At 68.9% G+C, this 14643-nt stretch carries 16 protein-coding genes and 3 pseudogenes; 12 read left to right on the forward strand and 7 right to left on the reverse strand.

The annotated features are described in order from the left end of the window. Positions 1 to 15: 15 nt before the first annotated feature. Positions 16 to 1239: pseudogene (locus JK359_RS35665) on the reverse strand (IS110 family RNA-guided transposase). Between JK359_RS35665 and JK359_RS35670 the strand changes: the two are divergent. After that, on the forward strand, positions 1172 to 2539 hold the full coding sequence (locus tag JK359_RS35670) for a relaxase family protein (RefSeq protein WP_236678976.1): 1368 nt from the start codon (positions 1172 to 1174) through the stop codon (positions 2537 to 2539). The pseudogene JK359_RS35665 and the gene JK359_RS35670 sit on opposite strands and share 68 nt — an antisense overlap. A 35-nt stretch (positions 2540 to 2574) precedes the next feature. On the opposite strand, the gene JK359_RS35675 is transcribed toward JK359_RS35670, so the two are convergent. After that, positions 2575 to 3591, reverse strand: a complete 1017-nt coding sequence (locus tag JK359_RS35675; RefSeq protein WP_201843792.1) for a DUF6615 family protein — start codon at positions 3589 to 3591, stop codon at positions 2575 to 2577. A gap of 193 nt (positions 3592 to 3784) precedes the next feature. Here JK359_RS35675 and JK359_RS35680 point away from each other — a divergent pair, with 193 nt between their 5' ends. Both JK359_RS35680 and JK359_RS35685 read left to right on the forward strand, forming a co-directional pair. Then, on the forward strand, positions 3785 to 4228 hold the full coding sequence (locus tag JK359_RS35680; RefSeq protein WP_201843793.1) for a hypothetical protein: 444 nt from the start codon (positions 3785 to 3787) through the stop codon (positions 4226 to 4228). A 79-nt stretch (positions 4229 to 4307) separates the two neighbouring features. Next, on the forward strand, positions 4308 to 5003 hold the full coding sequence (locus JK359_RS35685; RefSeq protein WP_201843794.1) for a hypothetical protein: 696 nt from the start codon (positions 4308 to 4310) through the stop codon (positions 5001 to 5003). Positions 5004 to 5058: 55 nt separating this feature from the next. On the opposite strand, the gene JK359_RS35690 is transcribed toward JK359_RS35685, so the two are convergent. Beyond that, complete coding sequence (locus JK359_RS35690) at positions 5059 to 5463, reverse strand: hypothetical protein (RefSeq protein ID WP_201843795.1); 405 nt, start codon at positions 5461 to 5463, stop codon at positions 5059 to 5061. Positions 5464 to 6218: 755 nt separating this feature from the next. Here JK359_RS35690 and JK359_RS35695 point away from each other — a divergent pair. From JK359_RS35695 to JK359_RS39540, 6 genes and pseudogenes are all read left to right on the forward strand, one after another. Further along, positions 6219 to 7217 (forward strand): YihY/virulence factor BrkB family protein, encoded by a 999-nt coding sequence (locus JK359_RS35695; protein WP_372445517.1) that lies wholly within the window; start codon positions 6219 to 6221, stop codon positions 7215 to 7217. 45 nt (positions 7218 to 7262) lie between these two features. Next, the gene (locus JK359_RS35700) at positions 7263 to 7811 is read left to right on the forward strand and encodes a phosphatase PAP2 family protein (RefSeq protein ID WP_201843797.1); all 549 of its coding nucleotides are present in this window, start codon (positions 7263 to 7265) and stop codon (positions 7809 to 7811) included. 483 nt (positions 7812 to 8294) lie between these two features. Continuing rightward, positions 8295 to 8666, forward strand: a complete 372-nt coding sequence (locus JK359_RS35705; protein ID WP_201843850.1) for a phage holin family protein — start codon at positions 8295 to 8297, stop codon at positions 8664 to 8666. Beyond that, positions 8663 to 9145 carry a DUF3618 domain-containing protein gene (locus JK359_RS35710; RefSeq protein WP_201843798.1) on the forward strand — a complete coding sequence of 161 codons (483 nt, stop codon included), beginning with the start codon at positions 8663 to 8665 and terminating at the stop codon, positions 9143 to 9145. Before JK359_RS35705 ends, JK359_RS35710 begins: the two co-directional genes overlap by 4 nt. 1 nt (position 9146) lies before the next feature. Beyond that, a complete protein-coding gene (locus tag JK359_RS35715) occupies positions 9147 to 9410 on the forward strand; it encodes a DUF4235 domain-containing protein (protein WP_269139075.1) in 264 nt (87 codons plus the stop codon). Positions 9411 to 10063: 653 nt separating this feature from the next. Further along, positions 10064 to 10290 (forward strand): annotated as a pseudogene (locus tag JK359_RS39540) (hypothetical protein); the annotation flags it as partial. Positions 10291 to 10315: 25 nt separating this feature from the next. Here the strand turns inward: JK359_RS39540 and JK359_RS35720 are convergent. Then, positions 10316 to 11131: an SPDY domain-containing protein gene (locus JK359_RS35720; protein WP_201843800.1), complete on the reverse strand. Its 816-nt coding sequence runs from the start codon at positions 11129 to 11131 to the stop codon at positions 10316 to 10318. Between the two features lie 551 nt (positions 11132 to 11682). Here JK359_RS35720 and JK359_RS40480 point away from each other — a divergent pair. Then, positions 11683 to 12261 carry a site-specific integrase gene (locus JK359_RS40480; protein ID WP_236678990.1) on the forward strand — a complete coding sequence of 193 codons (579 nt, stop codon included), beginning with the start codon at positions 11683 to 11685 and terminating at the stop codon, positions 12259 to 12261. A gap of 119 nt (positions 12262 to 12380) precedes the next feature. After that, entirely contained in the window at positions 12381 to 12515 is a 135-nt protein-coding gene (locus JK359_RS40025) for a hypothetical protein (RefSeq protein ID WP_269139073.1), read from the forward strand. Here the strand turns inward: JK359_RS40025 and JK359_RS35735 are convergent. The 3 genes and pseudogenes from JK359_RS35735 to JK359_RS35745 form a co-directional block, all read right to left on the reverse strand. After that, positions 12509 to 12895 carry a barstar family protein gene (locus JK359_RS35735; RefSeq protein ID WP_201843803.1) on the reverse strand — a complete coding sequence of 129 codons (387 nt, stop codon included), beginning with the start codon at positions 12893 to 12895 and terminating at the stop codon, positions 12509 to 12511. The two genes, JK359_RS40025 and JK359_RS35735, sit on opposite strands and share 7 nt — an antisense overlap. Before the next feature lie 148 nt (positions 12896 to 13043). After that, positions 13044 to 13406 (reverse strand): annotated as a pseudogene (locus tag JK359_RS40575) (ATP-binding protein); the annotation flags it as partial. A 274-nt stretch (positions 13407 to 13680) separates the two neighbouring features. Next, positions 13681 to 14505 (reverse strand): Mu transposase domain-containing protein, encoded by an 825-nt coding sequence (locus tag JK359_RS35745; RefSeq protein ID WP_372445521.1) that lies wholly within the window; start codon positions 14503 to 14505, stop codon positions 13681 to 13683. Here JK359_RS35745 and JK359_RS35750 point away from each other — a divergent pair. Further along, positions 14407 to 14643 (forward strand): hypothetical protein, encoded by a 237-nt coding sequence (locus JK359_RS35750; protein WP_201843805.1) that lies wholly within the window; start codon positions 14407 to 14409, stop codon positions 14641 to 14643. The two genes, JK359_RS35745 and JK359_RS35750, sit on opposite strands and share 99 nt — an antisense overlap.

Here is a 14643-nt window from a genome sequence, read left to right on the forward strand (position 1 = left end):
TTCCCAATGCTGATGTCAACTGACGGCGAGGGGCGGTGAAGCGTGGTAGCTCTGCCCGTCACGGATCATGGCCCACAGGACGTTGAGGCGCCGCCGGGCCAGGGCCAGGACAGCCTGCTTGTGGCCTTTTCCTTCATCACGCTTGCGCTGGTAATACGCCCTGGAGGCCGGGCAGTTCTTCAGGCTGAACATCGCGGACAGGTACATACTCCGAAGCAGACCACGGTGGTAACGCCGGGGCCTGCGCAAGTTGCCGCTGACCCGGCCGGAGTCCCGTGGTGCTGGTGCCAGGCCAGCGTAGCCAGCGAGTCGGTCGGCGCTGCCGAAGGTGTCCATGTCGCCTCCCGTGGCGGCGATGAATTCGGCGCCAAGCATGACGCCCATGCCGGGCAGGCTGAGAATCACCTCGGCATGCGGATGCTGGCCAAAACGGGCCTCGATCATGGAGTCGAGTTCTGCGATCTCCTCGTCGAAGGCCCTCACCCCCTTCGCGAGGCGGACCACCATCGCGGCGGCCAGCTTCTCGCCGGGAAGCGCAGTGTGTTGTGTCTCAGCTGCCTCCACGACCGTGCGGGCCAGCGCGGCGGCGCCGCGAATCTTCCGGTTCTTGAGCCAAGTCTCAATCCGCTTCAGGCCGGCGCGACGGATCGCCGCCGGTGTCTGGTAGCCCGTCAGCAACATGACCGGACCCTTTTGGGTCAGGTCCAGGGCTCGTTCCAGTGCCGGGAAGACCTCGAGGAGTTGGGCCCGCAGGCGGTTGATCTGCCGGGTGCGGTCGAAGACCACATCGATGCGGCGGCCGGTCAGCGTGCGCAGGTCAACGGCGATCTCGTCACCCGGCCGCAGCAGGCCGATATCGCGGCGGACGCGGGCCTGGTCGGCGATGACAAAGGCGTCCTTGGCATCGGTCTTGCCCTCACCTCGGTAGGTGACCGAGGCTCGGTGAACAGCCAGGCCGGTGATGTAGGCCATGGGCTGGTCATGGCTGAGCAGCAGCCCGATCAAGGGCAGCGCCGCCATGATTCATGTCGATGGCCCACAGCGCGTCCGTGGACATTGCCGGACATCACCGATAAGCGTCAGCAGCTCGGTCTCGTCATTCTGGATCCGCCGGGACAGCAGCCGTTCGCCCTCAGAGTTGATCACCACGCAGTGGTGATGCGTTTTGCCGATGTCCACCCCGGCCCAGATCTCGGGCACGGCCACCTCCGTCAGCTCGTCGGACGACCACATCCACATCGTCGCCACCCTCGTGACCGAGGACGGGCACCGCCCGGACGACTACCGCTCCGGCGCCCGTGCCCAGGCCGAAGCCCGCCTCATCGAGAAGGAACTCGGCCTTCACGAGATCGCGCCGGGCGACGGCACCGCCGCACAGCGGCCCACCAGCGCCGAACGTCACAAGGCCGCGCGCCAGGGCCGCGAGCGCACCGCCCGCGAGGAACTACGCGAGACGGTGCGGCGGGCAGTGGCCGGCGCGAGAAGTGAGGAGGAGTTCTTCGATCGGCTCGCTGGCGCCGACCTCCTGATCCGCAAACGCGCCGCACCCTCCGGCGACCTCCTCGGATACAAGGTCGCGCTGCCCGACGACCGGAACAAGGACGGCGAGCCGGTGTTCTACCCCGGTGCGCGCCTCGCCCCCGACCTATCGTTGCCCCGCATCCGGGAGCGCTGGTCCGGCGACGCCCAGGACAGCCCCGCTCCCCAGCAGGAAGATCCGGTCGGCAATGGTCTGGGCGCTCCAGCCGCTGCCCGCCGCCAGACGGCATCGGCCGCGTGGCAGGCCGTGCTCGTCGTCGAGCACGGCGACGACGCGGTCGCCGCTGCCCACATCGCGGCGGCCGGTGAGGTCCTGGACGCCCTCGCGAAGACGTCCGCTGCCCACACCCGCCGCGAACTACGCGATGCGGCAGCGCTCTTCGAGCGTGCCTCACGCTCCCACGTCCGCGCCGTACGCGGCCACGACCGTGCGCTGCGGCAGGCCGCCCGCGACCTCGTCCGCAGTGGTCCCGCGCTCGGCCGCGGGGAGGACGGGGCGACCACCGCCATGGCGATCGACATGCTGTTCTTCCTCGTCACCGCCGCCCTCCACTGGCACGCGAAGAAGGGCCACGCCCAGCAGGCCGCCGCCGCCCAGCCGCTGGGCGCCCTCTACCAGCGCGGTCGGCGCCTGGACCACCCGCTCCTCCAACGGCAGACGACCGTGCTGCGCGAGGCCGTGCCCGAGCTGGCCGAGCAGATCCTGGCCGAGCCCGGCTGGTACGCACTAGCGGCGACCCTCGCCGACGCTTCAGCCGCCGGCCACGACACCACCGCACTGCTAGCCGACGCCGCCGGCCGCAGAGAACTCGCCACGGCGGGAACCGTCAGCGACGTGCTCGTCTGGCGGCTGCGACGTCTGGCCGAGCTGCCTGCCGACAGCACCGCAACGTTCAAGCACGGCACGGTGAAGCGTCCCTCCGGGGTCCGCCGTGTGGTGTCCCGTGCCACGGCACCTAACTGGCCCCGGGGCGAGGAGGCAGCAGGCAACACACTATGAGGACCGGCCTACGACAGAGATTGGACGCTGTACCGCTACCGGTAGAGGATGCACCCTTCGAACCAGTTGGGGGGCGTCTGCGCTCGGTCGTCGCTGACGTCCACCAACACGGTCGCCACCGTGGGAACCGGCGGTGCCGGCGGTTCTGCCTCATGGGCTTGGAGGAGCCGGCGGACATGGGGCGGCAACCGGTGCGGACCACCTCGCAAGATCTCGGGAGCGTCGTCGTCACCATCCCCGTTCGAAATCTGGCCGTACGCAGCATCCTCCTGGGTGCCATTGTGGGGAGCTCCCGCCGAGTACGTCGGCGACAGGCCCAGGCCCACGAGTGTCAGCTGCTTGACGGCAGTGAATACGTCGCCAAGGATTTCGCTGCTGGAACGGGAGGGCGATGCGTTGGCGGAACGCCGCCGGTCGCACAGCACCCTGTTCCAAGGCAGCGACCCCTTCCACAGCGCTGTGTGGCGCACATTGCGCCCGCTTGCCTTCCGGCCGACCTCGCTCTGCACGCGATACGCCGACAGCAGCGTGCATCCATGATGTGACCCATCAGCAGCGACGTGATCACACAGAAGCCCTGCCTGAGCTGCTTCCTCCTCGCTCCCGCCGACCCAATCCCAGTGGTTGTAGAGCAAGTAGACGGGCACGCACCCGACGGCCGACGCGTTCTGGACGAGCAGGTCACACTGGAACTCGCCCGCGACCGTGTGGTCGAAGGGGTACCGCTGCGGCTTCGACGCCTTCTTGGCCTGGATCCGCAGGCCGACTCCGTGAGTGCGGTTGTGGATCCACATTTCCCAGTCGGCGCCGTTCTGTCGTTCCTGGCCCTTGGTGAACTGGAACACCTTGACACGGTCCGCGGCGAACTGGCGCAGGTGCCGGATGTTCCCGTCGGTGAAGCTTTCCTCACCGGGTGCAGGAGGGTAGTGGTGATGGCCGTTGTGCAGCCAGTGGAACGTGTCGCCGGCGATCCACAGCAGCACCTCGCACAGGGAGGGCTGCCGGGCCGTTTGTGGGTCGGTGCCCGGCCGGGGAGAAGCGAGTCCGATCATGGGCATCAGCCAATCAGAGGCCACTGACATGGAACGTACGAAGCAGCCGAAGAGCGGAACCTGACCGGGACTCGGCGCGTGGGACCGCCTCCCTTCCCCGCTGAGCGTGACTGTGAACTTTGTGAATTGAAGCTGTCCGCGACGTAGGAGACGATCAAGGCGCGTGCAGGGTGAGGCGAAGGAGGACGTCAGGGTGTTTCACCGCATACGCCGCAGGGTGGCACAGCCGAGCAAGGCGCAGCGCCGGTTCTTGGAGCGGGCGGCGCAGATGGAGGGCCTGGTGCCGCCGGAGGTCGAGCGGATGCGGGCGGAACTCACGCTCGCTGCGACCGCGCCCTTGGTGGACGATTTTCTGCCTCCGGACCTGCGGGTTCCGAGCCACGACCAGATCGGCGGCCGGATGACGTCCTGGAAGCAACCGCTCGTCATCGACGGCGAGATCGTCGCCTGCGCCGAGTGCGGCGCGTACCGGGACTGGCTCATCCTCTCCACCCGAGACCAGGTGTGGCTGCGCTGCCGGGCGGGCCACCAGCAGCAGGAGGCGCGTCTCGACACCGCCTGGTACAACCGGCACACCGGTCCCGCGGAGGCGACCTTCGACACGTTCGAGGATTGCCTGCGCCACCACGGCCACTGACCACCACCCCTACGACCGCACTGGGCCCTCGGGCTCGTACTGACCACCCGTCGCCTAGCACCAAGGGGTCAGTTCCGTCATGCGCGTTCGCGTCGCCACCACCGCCCTCGGCATCACCGCCACCCTCCTCGCCCTGCCCGCCTGTTCCACCAACACCACCGGGGCCACGCATCAGACGCCCTTCTCCGCCCGGACCGAAGAGCCTTCCAATGCGGTCCACAAGCCAGCCGCGCTCTCGTCGGCCGCGCTCGAGTCCCGCCTGCTCGACCAGAGCGACCTCGGCAGCGGCTACCTGCCCAAGCCGGAGCGTCCTGCCCGGCACGACGACGTCACCGTCATCGGCTGCCCGGCCCTGAGCGAGCTGGGCGGCGACGCGGCGACCGGCGGCACGCTCACCTTCCCGCACAAGGCGAAGGCGGCCTTCACCTACGGCGACAGCTCCTCGGAGATCTCCGAGGAGCTGTACAGCGACACGGCGAACAAGCTGTCCGCCGGCATCGGACGGATCTTCGACGCCATGACCGGCTGCCCCACCTACCAGGTCGTCGCGGGCGGCACCGCGATCGACATAACCACGCAGAAGCTGCCCGCGCCCCGACGACTCGGGGATCAGCAGTGGAGCCAGCTCCTGACCTTCTCCACCGCAGGGCGGAGCACCGTGGTCAAGCAGACCGCGATCCACAACGGCAATCTCCTGCTGATCGTCTCCGGCTCCCCGGCCCTCGTCGACCGCCACCTCGGCAAGGCCCTCGCCAAGGCCACCGCAACCGGCTGACCTGCCCGGTCATGCCGCTGCCCCCGACCATGGAGGTGGTCGGGATAGCAGCGCGTCAGCCGACGCGCTGAGCAGCGCGCGCCGCCTGAACGGGGACCCAGGCTTGGACCTGGCCGGGCTGTACGTAGAGCACGTTCGGATTGTGGTTGCGGGGGCCATAGCCGCTGGAGGCACTGACGAGCAGGTACGCGCCCGCGGGGACGTGCCAGTTCCAGAACCAGGCGTCCTGTTGACGACCGGTGTCGCACCAGGTCACAACGGCCTTGGACCGCCGGCGTCTGCGCTGGTAGACCCGCGTGATTTGAAGAAGATCTCCTCGGCCTGCACTCCGGTGCCGTTGGAACGCCTGCCACTGTGCCGCGAGGGCGGCTGTGCGCTTACGGCGTGAACGGAACTTCAGCGCGACGATCACGGCCACGCCAAGGACGAGGGCAAGAAAGACACCGGGGCTGAGGTGCATTGCTGCATCCTGCAGGCTTACGTCACAGGGTGGCAAACCCTTCGCCGGAATCGAGGAGCAGTTTTCAAGCAGCGACTCCGCCTCTCACCAGCCGAGGCCCGTCCCGGTTGCCAGGGAACAGCCAACAGCGCGTTGTGCGCACACAAATACCGGCCCGGTCCGGATCCGCGGGTTAAGCGGCAGCCACCGATCGGCGAGGACAAGGAGATCACTTCCGTCGTGCGTTGCTGTGACGGTGTGTCCAAGCTGGAGCAGCACCCCGGTTACTGCGGCCTGCACGATCACCTGCAAGCTGTCGTCGCCCGCAGCGCGGCCGGCTCGCTCACGAGCCAGTGATGTGAACCCGTCCGAGGCCGCCCAGCTGACCACGGCCCCTGCGGCCACTTCGAGCACACGCAGCCCCGAAACACCGGTGTCCGCCTCACCCAGCACATGAAAGCCGGCCCGGCTTAGGGCAGAGCTCACCTGCAGGACCAACTCTGCAGGGGTGCATGACACCAGAGCCGCTTGCCCGCAAGAACGCAGGCCATGCCACTACATGCTGGTCGCCACGAGACCTTCACACGAGATGGCTGCTGGCCGAGGCGCGCAGGGAAACCCGGTCACGTGCTGCCGCACGGAGGGATGCTGCCTACGCAGCGCCCGCTCTCGCCGGGGTAGGCGGGGCCCTGGAGGGTTACTCGTGGGCTATGGCGAAGCTGCACCTTCCAGGACGGAAAGCTGATCACGGGAGCGGCGAGGCGCAGGAACGCGCGATGCCCGCGTCCGAGGAGGTCGGGCCGGGGCCCGAGGTGGAGCGCCGGGCGCCGGACGCCCCGACGAAGCTGCCCAAACGGGCCTGGGGCGCCGTGTTCAAGGGTGCGCTGCGCGAGTTCAAGGACGATGAGCTGACCGACCGCGCGGCGGCCTTGACGTACTACGGAGTGCTGTCGCTGTTCCCGGCCCTGCTGGTGCTGGTGTCACTGCTGGGCATCACCGGCAGGTCGGCCACCGACTCGGTGCTGGCCAACATCAAGAAGTTCGCCCCAGGCTCGGCCCGGGACATCATCACCCGGGCTGTGGAGCAGTTGCAGAGCAACGCCGGCGTCGGCTTCGTCATGGCGATCGTCGGCATCGTGCTGGCGGTGTGGTCGGCTTCCGGCTATGTGGCCGCGTTCATCCGTGCCGCGAACGCCGTCTACGACATGCCCGAAGGCCGCCCGGTATGGAAGATCCTTCCCGTACGGCTGGGCGTGACGGTCGTGCTGATGGTGCTGGCCGTGGTCAGCGCGCTGATCGTGGTGTTCACCGGCAGCCTGGCCCGCCAGGCCGGCACCGCGCTGGGCATCGGCGACACCGCGCTGACGGTGTGGTCGATCGCCAAGTGGCCCGTTCTCGTGGTCCTGGTTACCGTCATGATCGTGATTTTGTACTGGGCGAGCCCGAACGCGAAGGTGAAGGGCTTCAGGTGGATCACCCCGGGCAGCTTCCTCGCCCTGGCGATCTGGATGATCGCCTCCGCCGCCTTCGCGTTTTACGTGGCCAACTTCGCCTCCTACAACAAGACCTACGGCACCGTGGCCGGCGTCATCGTCTTCCTCCTGTGGCTGTGGACCACCAACCTGGCCATCCTGCTGGGCCTGGAGTTCGACGCCGAGACCGTACGCCAGCGATCCATCGCGGGCAGCCTGCCACCGGATACCGAGCCCTACACCCAGCCCCGCGACACCGGCAAATGGGACGAGGACGACCGACGCCGCCTGGGCGAGGGCTGACCGACCTTGGGCGTACGTCGATGACCTGCGGGATATCTGCTCTCCATGAGGCTTCTGGCAGGGTTGCACGACGCTGATCGGTCGCTGACCAAACACGCGGCCTCCCGCATCCCGCCCCGCATCGGCAAAGTACTCTCGGCAGTGGAGGAGACCGCCGAGAGCACGAAACTGTGGTGCGGCGCCGCCGCCGCGATGGCGTGGCTGGGCGGGTGGCGCGGCCGTAAAGCAGCGGCCACCGGCCTGACCGCCCTTGTCATCGCCCAGCTGACCTCGAACGGCCTGTGCAAGCAGCTGGCCGACCGGCCCCGGCCACCGAAGGAGTGGTTCCCCCACGACGAGGTCGACGACCGCCCCGACTCCTCCTCCTTTCCCTCCGGACACACCGCCGCCGCGGTGGCCTTCACCGCCGCCGTCGCACCCGCGTGGCCGGCCGCCGGAGCAGCCTGCGCGGTGCCCGCCGCCCTGGTGGCGCTCGAGCGCGTGCAGAGCGGTGCCCATTACCCCAGCAACGTCGCCGTCGGCGCCGCCATCGGCCTGGCCAGCGCCTGGCTCACCCACCGCGCTCCACGCCTGATGCTGCGCCACTGGCTCTGAATGCTGAGCGGCGCGGTCGCATCTCCACGATCTACAGACCGAGCATCCGGAAGCCGCGGCCACCGTGTCGTCGTTCCCACAGGTGCCGCCGAGCCGCATCGTCAGGGCTCCGGCTGTCTGAAGTACATGCTGGTGGGCGAGTAGATCGCGGTGCTTGGGCCGCAGCTGATCGGGGGCTGACGATTGCGGCCAACTCGCCCTGGCGTAGCACGCGTACCGGTCGCGGGGGTCTCCAATTCCGTCCAAGCGCACGTATGAGCGGGTCCACCCCCAAGCACCGCATCTGTCCGGGGCTGTGATCAGGCCACGCCTTCGGCCCTGAACTCGCTTACTCGGGGTACTCGCGCCCTCATCGGACGGTCGGGCGCATGACGCAGTCCGGCCTGCAGGAACTTGTGAGGACGGGAGGTGACCGTCGTGTCGAACACGCAGCCGCACCATGCCGGGTCCGGCCAGAGCACGGACCGCTTGGGCCAGGAGCCGGTGGGCGAGCTGGTGCAGCGGGCCTCGCAGCAGCTGACCGAGCTGGTGCGCGGCGAGCTGCGCCTGGCGCAGGCGGAGATGAAGGAGAAGGGCAAGCGCTACGGCAAGGGCGGTGGCCTGTTCGGTGGCGCCGGCGTGGTCGGCTTCCTGATGGCGCAGGCACTGGTCGCCACTGCGATCGCCGCGCTGGCGGTGGCGTTGCCGGTGTGGGCGGCGGCGCTGATCGTGACCGCGGTGCTGGGTGTGATCGCCGCGGTGATGGCCATGGATGGAAAGAAGCAGGTCGACCAGGCCGCGCCGCCCGCGCCCGAGCAGACGGTCGAGAACGTGAAGGCCGACGTGGCCGAGATCAAGGAGAGTGCGCACCGATGACCCAGCCGCCTCATGATGAACCCACTGCCGCCAGCCCCGCGGAACTGCGAGAGCAGGTCGAGCAGACCCGCGAAGAACTCGGTGAGACGGTCGAGGCGCTCGCGGCGAAGACCGACGTCAAGGCGCGTGCCCAGGAGAAGGCCGCCGAGGTGAGGGGACAGGCCGCCGCGAAGGCCGGTGAGCTGAAGGAACAGGCCGCGCTCAAGGCCGGGGAACTGAAGGCAAGGGCCGCAGACCTGGCGCACCAGGCGCACGACAGGCTGCCTGACCCGGTCAGGGACAAGGCTGCTCAGGTAGCGGAGCAGGCCCGGGCGAAGGCGGCCCAGGCCAGTCAGGTCTGGGAGGACAAGGCACCCGAGCCGTTGCGGCAGAAGACGGCCCAAGGTCCGCAGCTGGCGAGGGGCAACCGAAAGGTGCTGCTGGCGGCAGCGGGCGTAGCTGCCGTGGTGTGGCTGGCCTGCCGCCGCCGGAAGGGCTGAACTGGCATCCAAGATCGCCTACAAGCCGGTCGGTCTGGTGCTCGGGGCCGTCAGCGGCATGGCCGCGGGAGCGCTGTTCAAGCAGGCGTGGAAGATGCTCGGTCACGATGAGGACGCCCCGGACGCCACCGACGAAGACCGCTCCTGGCGCGAGGTCCTGCTCGCCGCCACGCTGCAAGGCGCGATCTTCGCCGGGGTCAAAGCGGCCGTCGACCGCGCCGGCGCCACCGCTACCCGCCGCCTGACCGGGACCTGGCCCGGCTGACGCATACAAAGAAGGCGGGAGGGGACACGAGACGGATCCCGATCCAGATCCGGACCCTCCCTCTCCCGACGAGAGCACACGCGAAGGACCCTCATCGCCATGTCCGACCAGCACGCGACCGCCGCTGTGATCGCGGCAGCAGTCATCGCTACGGTCCTGGTTGCCCGGGCAGTCGTCCTCCACCACAGTGGCCGAGTCGCCTGTCTTACCCACCGAGCGCACAGTCGTGTTACACCCAGCGCGGACATGGCCACGCCGGGCGCCGTCACGCTGGCTGACGACGCTGCAGCCTGCGTCGTCCGGGAGGCTGAACAGCACGTCCATCACTGCTGGCAGCAACTCCAGACGCGGGCTGACCCGCCAAGTGACCAGCGCGGAAAATAAGCGACAGGAGTGATGGGCACCGTCTCAAGCGCTTGTGGCTCGAGTGAGGCGGCGGGCCAGGTGGGGGCTCATAGCGGCGGTGTTCAGGGGCCGCGAACACCGCCGCTACTGGAGTGACCGCACCCGGTGCACCGGCGCCTCCCGTTATCGCGGTCGAGCGCCCGCTGGAATGCGCCCGCAGGGCAACCGCACGCGCGGAGCCCTACAACCCAAGCCGCACACAGGGGCGATCATTCACCTGCACGTGCTCACCCGGCCGCCGAGACCGGGCAGGCGGCACCTCAATCGACGTTGCCTCGCAGAAGCTGCCCGCACCCCACGCCCTCGGTGACGAGGGGTGGAGCCAGCTCCTGATGTTCAGCGCAGGAAGCCGGAGCACCGTGGTCAAGCAGACCTGATCCGCGACGGCAGCCTGCTGCTAATCAACTCCGGCTCCCCGGCCCCTGTCGACCGCCACCTCGACAAAGCCCTCGCCAAGGCCACGGCAGCCAGCTGACCGACGCGAAGGAATTGGTCGATCGCTAGGCCGGCGCCCGCAGCAATCGATCCTGTGTGGCCACGGGCAGCACCCGGCGCAGGACCGGTGCCGTCGAACTGGGGGAGGCGGCGAAGGCTGCCACGAGGTCGTGCGGGACGCTGGAACTGATGGAGGCGGCCCACAGGCAAGGCGCGTCGAGCGCGGGCTCCGCCCATGCCTGCCATCCGAACCCTGCCCCATCTGCCTCCATCGTCAGGGCGCGGGGGTCGCCGTCCTGGATGAGGGGCGGCACCTCGCCGAGGCTGATGTGCGAGGTGAACGTCGAGTCCGTCGCTGCCGCGTGGGGCTGGTCGATGTCGCGAAGCCATCCATTTGCGGCGACGGCGTCGAGTACCGGCTCGGGTCCGGCGAGCGGCACGGTGGGCTCGTCCCGGGCGTCGAGCGCGACGAGGAAGTCGGTCACGGCCTCGCCGGGGACGTCGGGGGTGAAGTAGGACGACCACGACGCGAGCGGACCGCTCCTGTCCGCTCGGGCCGAAATCTGCCAGGCGATCGGCAGGGCGCCCAACTGAAACGGCTCGTCCGCCAGGCTCCACTGAGCCCAGCAGAGGGCATCGGGGCTGATGTGCAGGACGGTGCTGCGCAGAACCTGGCGGTCCTCCGGTACCTCGTCCGGCTCGTGCCGTCCGCGGACGATCGTCAGGCTCGTCCAGCCCAGGCCGGCGAGCGTGTCGGCGACGGCGTCGTAGAGGCGCCCATCGTCACCGGCCAGATGCCGGGAACCGACCCAGAACGCAGGCTGGCCGCCAGGCGGGGCGGACGGGTCGGGCGGGAATTCGGGGTACAGCGGCGCCTCCAAGGGCTCGGTGCGGGACTAGTTGCCGCCGGCACGACGGCGGGAACGGCGCGGCGGCGCCTGGACGTCGCCCTGCCAGGTCAGGGCGACAGCGACCTCGGGCGGCAGATGGCCGAGCTGTGACCGACAACCGGCTCTGCGGAGTCTGCCGGCAAAAGGCCGACCGGCTCGCCGACCAGCGGCCCTGCCCTCGCTGCGGCAAGCCGGGATATCTCCGCGAGGAGACGGGCTGGTGCGGACATTGCTCCCGGCCCCGACAGGACAAGCAGCCCCCGCGGACCTGCAGCGAGTGCGGGCAACTGCGACGGCATGCCGGACTGGGCCTGTGCTCGTCCTGCTGGCAACGGCACCCCGGCCGACCCTTCATCCGCGGCGAACACCTCCGCGACCAGCTCGCCGACCCGCCCGCCTGGCTGGAGGACTTCTTCACCCTCCACGGCCTGGCCCTGCCTACCGACCAGGCCGAACGTCTCGCCGCCGGGCGGCGCAAGCGCCGCATCGACGCCGTCCCCGAGCTGCTCCGGCCAGCCGTGGTCGCCTTCGACGCCTCCCGGATGCGGGCCCAAGACCGGGCCCGCCGGGCCGGCACCCGCCCCCGCAGCGACCACACCCTGGAAACCGCCCTGAGCATCCTGCGCGACCTGGCCCGCTTCCTCCCCGAGCACCGCGGCAAGGACGACTGGGCTCTGGTCGACATGCACGACGTCGAAGCCTTCCTGACCACCTTGCCCAAGGCCCGCAAGCGCCGACTGGTGGTGCTGCGGCAGTTCTTCCGCTTCGCCCGTTCCAAGCACATCGTGCTGATCGACCCGACCCGCACGCTGATCGTGAAGGAACGGAACGGCTTCCGCGGCCGCACTCTCACACTCGATCAGCAGCGCGAGCTTGCCGCCGCTGGACCACCGACGAACACGTCCACCCGCACGAGGCTCTGCTCGGCATGCTCGCCCTGCTGCACGGCGCCTCCAGCACCGAGGTCCGGATGCTGCAGATCACCGACATCGACGCGGCAGCCCAGACCGTCCGGCTCGGCAAGCGACCCCATCCCGTCCCACTTGACCCCGCCTCCTGGAGCGTGCTGCAACGATGCCTGGCCCACCGCGAGGCATGGCCGACGGCCAACCCGCACGTGATGGTCACCAAAGGAACGAAGGCCGGGCGAAGTCCGGCCTCAACTGCCTATCTTTCCCACGCCCTTGACGACTGCGGATACCCGCCCCGGACGATCCGCTGCACCCGCCTCCTCAACCTGGTGAACACCATGGACCCCAAGCTCGTCGCCGCCGCCTTCGGCATGGACCCGCAGGCCACCCTCATCTATCTCGCCGACCACGTTGACGAGGGCCGGCTGCCAGGAGGTGAGCAGTCCGACCTCACTCCTCACTGAAGCCGCAGGACACCAGGAGCCCGGTCTTCGAAGATTTCAAGCAGCCAGTCGAAGACAGTTTCCCCATGCCCTTCACGAGCGGCGACCAGGTCCGCGCTGACAGCCGGACGGTTCGTGGGGTGGCAGCGCGAGAGGCGACGCTCCAGCTGCCGAGCCGTCTCGGCGTGGCCCAGATACTCGCGGGACGTCGCGTGGTCCCGCCACTCCACCACGTAGTCGTCATCGTCGGGTGTCCCGAAGCCCCCGCTGAGACAATCGGCGAAGGCATCCAGGTTTCGGCCGAAGTTGCCGCCAGGACCGTTGATCGCCTCGCCGATGACCCGCCAGAATTCCTCCAGCGTCCTGACCTGTGTGCCGTCCAGCACATATACCGATGTCACAGCCCGCAGCATACGTACGAACCGGTGGACTGCCACTCCAATTTGAACCCGTGCTGTTCAGGCACAACCTTGCACGTGTTCGCCGGAACATGTGCGCTTTGGTGAACGGCCTGTTGGAGGCGATGACGATGGCGTGCCGTTCCTCGCGCTCGGTGAAGATCTGGAACAGCAGCTCGGCTCCGTGCCGGTCGAGTTTGACGTAGCTGAGTTCGTACAGGCAGAGCACGTCCACTCGTCCGTACTTCTTAATCGTGCGGCCCAGTTGCTTGTCGCTGGCCGCTTCGGCCAGTTCGTTGACCAGGTTCGCGGCGGTCGTGTAGCGGACTCGGCCGTCTGCCTCGGCGATCGCTGTTCCCAGGCCGATCAGCAGGTGGGATTTGCCGGTGCCTAAGTCGCCGATCAGGCAGAGCGGCTGGCCGGCCTGGACCCAGCCGGGCTGGGTGAGGGTGTTGATGACCTCCTGCGGAATGTTGGGGTCCTTCGAGAAGTCGAAGTCCTCGATCCGCTTGATCCGGGGGAAGTCGCTTCCTTGACCCGGCGGACCTTGCGCCGCTGGTCACGGTCCTCGCCTTCGCCTTCCAGCAGCTCCGCGAGGAAGTCCGCGTAGGAGGCATGCGCGCGCAGGGCCTGAGCGGCGAACTCCTCCCAACGCTCGCGGATGGTGGCCAGGCCCAGACTGCGGCAGGCCGCTTCGATCGTGGCCGCCGGTTCGGCCCCGCGCTGTGCGGGCAGGCCGAAGGAGCCCCATCGCCCCTGCGTCGTGGGGGCGGGGGTGGTGCTCTGCGTCATGCTGAGCCTTTCGGTGTCTGAGAAAGCAGCTGGCCGTAGGCGGCCAGCGACGGTTCCGGCCGGGTGTCCGGCGGCAGGACAGGGCGCCTGGCGGGCAGGGAGATCACCCGTGCGGATCCGGTGTCCTGGTCTTCAGGGGCGTCCTCGGCCGGCGGCGAGGGCGGGGTGATAACGACCGGAGGCGGCCCGCCGGCCGCGGCCAGGGCCTTGCGGGCCTCGATTGCCACCAGGTCTGGGGAGACCGATCCGGCGGCCAGGACGGCGCTTATGCCGGCAACGACCGCCTCGTGGGGCAGGTGCCGGTGCAGCAGCAGGACGTCAATGAGGGCTCGGGTGCCCTCCGCACGGCCTCTGGCCTCGCGGGCGGCTGCCCAGAACGCGTGGACGGGGGTGAACTGACCGCTTTCCCGAGCGGCTGCCAGGCCGGTGGAGTTCTCCAGGGCTCCGGGCATGTAGCGCAGGATCTCCAGGTAGTGATCGAGCAGGTCCCTGAAGCCGTATCGGCCGGCCAGCCGCGGGTGCCGGACGACGATCTCTTGGCGTTCGAACACCCAGACCTCATCGGCCCGCAGAGAGACACGGACGTTCTGGCCGATGAAGCGGGCCGGGACCGAGTAGCGGTTCTGGCGGACGGTGATCCGGGAGGTCTTGTCGACCTTCGGGGTCAAGGTCAAGCCGACGTCGAACTCCTCCAGCGGCAGCGGTGCCAGCAGAGGTACCTCGTGCTGGAAATCGAAACCGACCGACGTAGGGCGGTTGTCGATGTGCCGGGCGTCCTCGAAATCCTCGATCTGCTCGATCTGCTCGTTGAGGTCCGCCAGCGTGTCGACCTCGGGAACAGGGACCAGGTGGGAACGGCGGAACCGGCCGCCCTCATGCTCGACGCCGCCCTTCTCGTGGGCGCCCTCCTGGCCAGAGCGGCAGTAGAAGGCATCGAAGCCGTATTCTCTGAACTCTGA

Source organism: Streptomyces actinomycinicus, assembly GCF_016741775.1.
GTDB classification, from domain to species: Bacteria; Actinomycetota; Actinomycetes; order Streptomycetales; family Streptomycetaceae; genus Streptomyces; species Streptomyces actinomycinicus.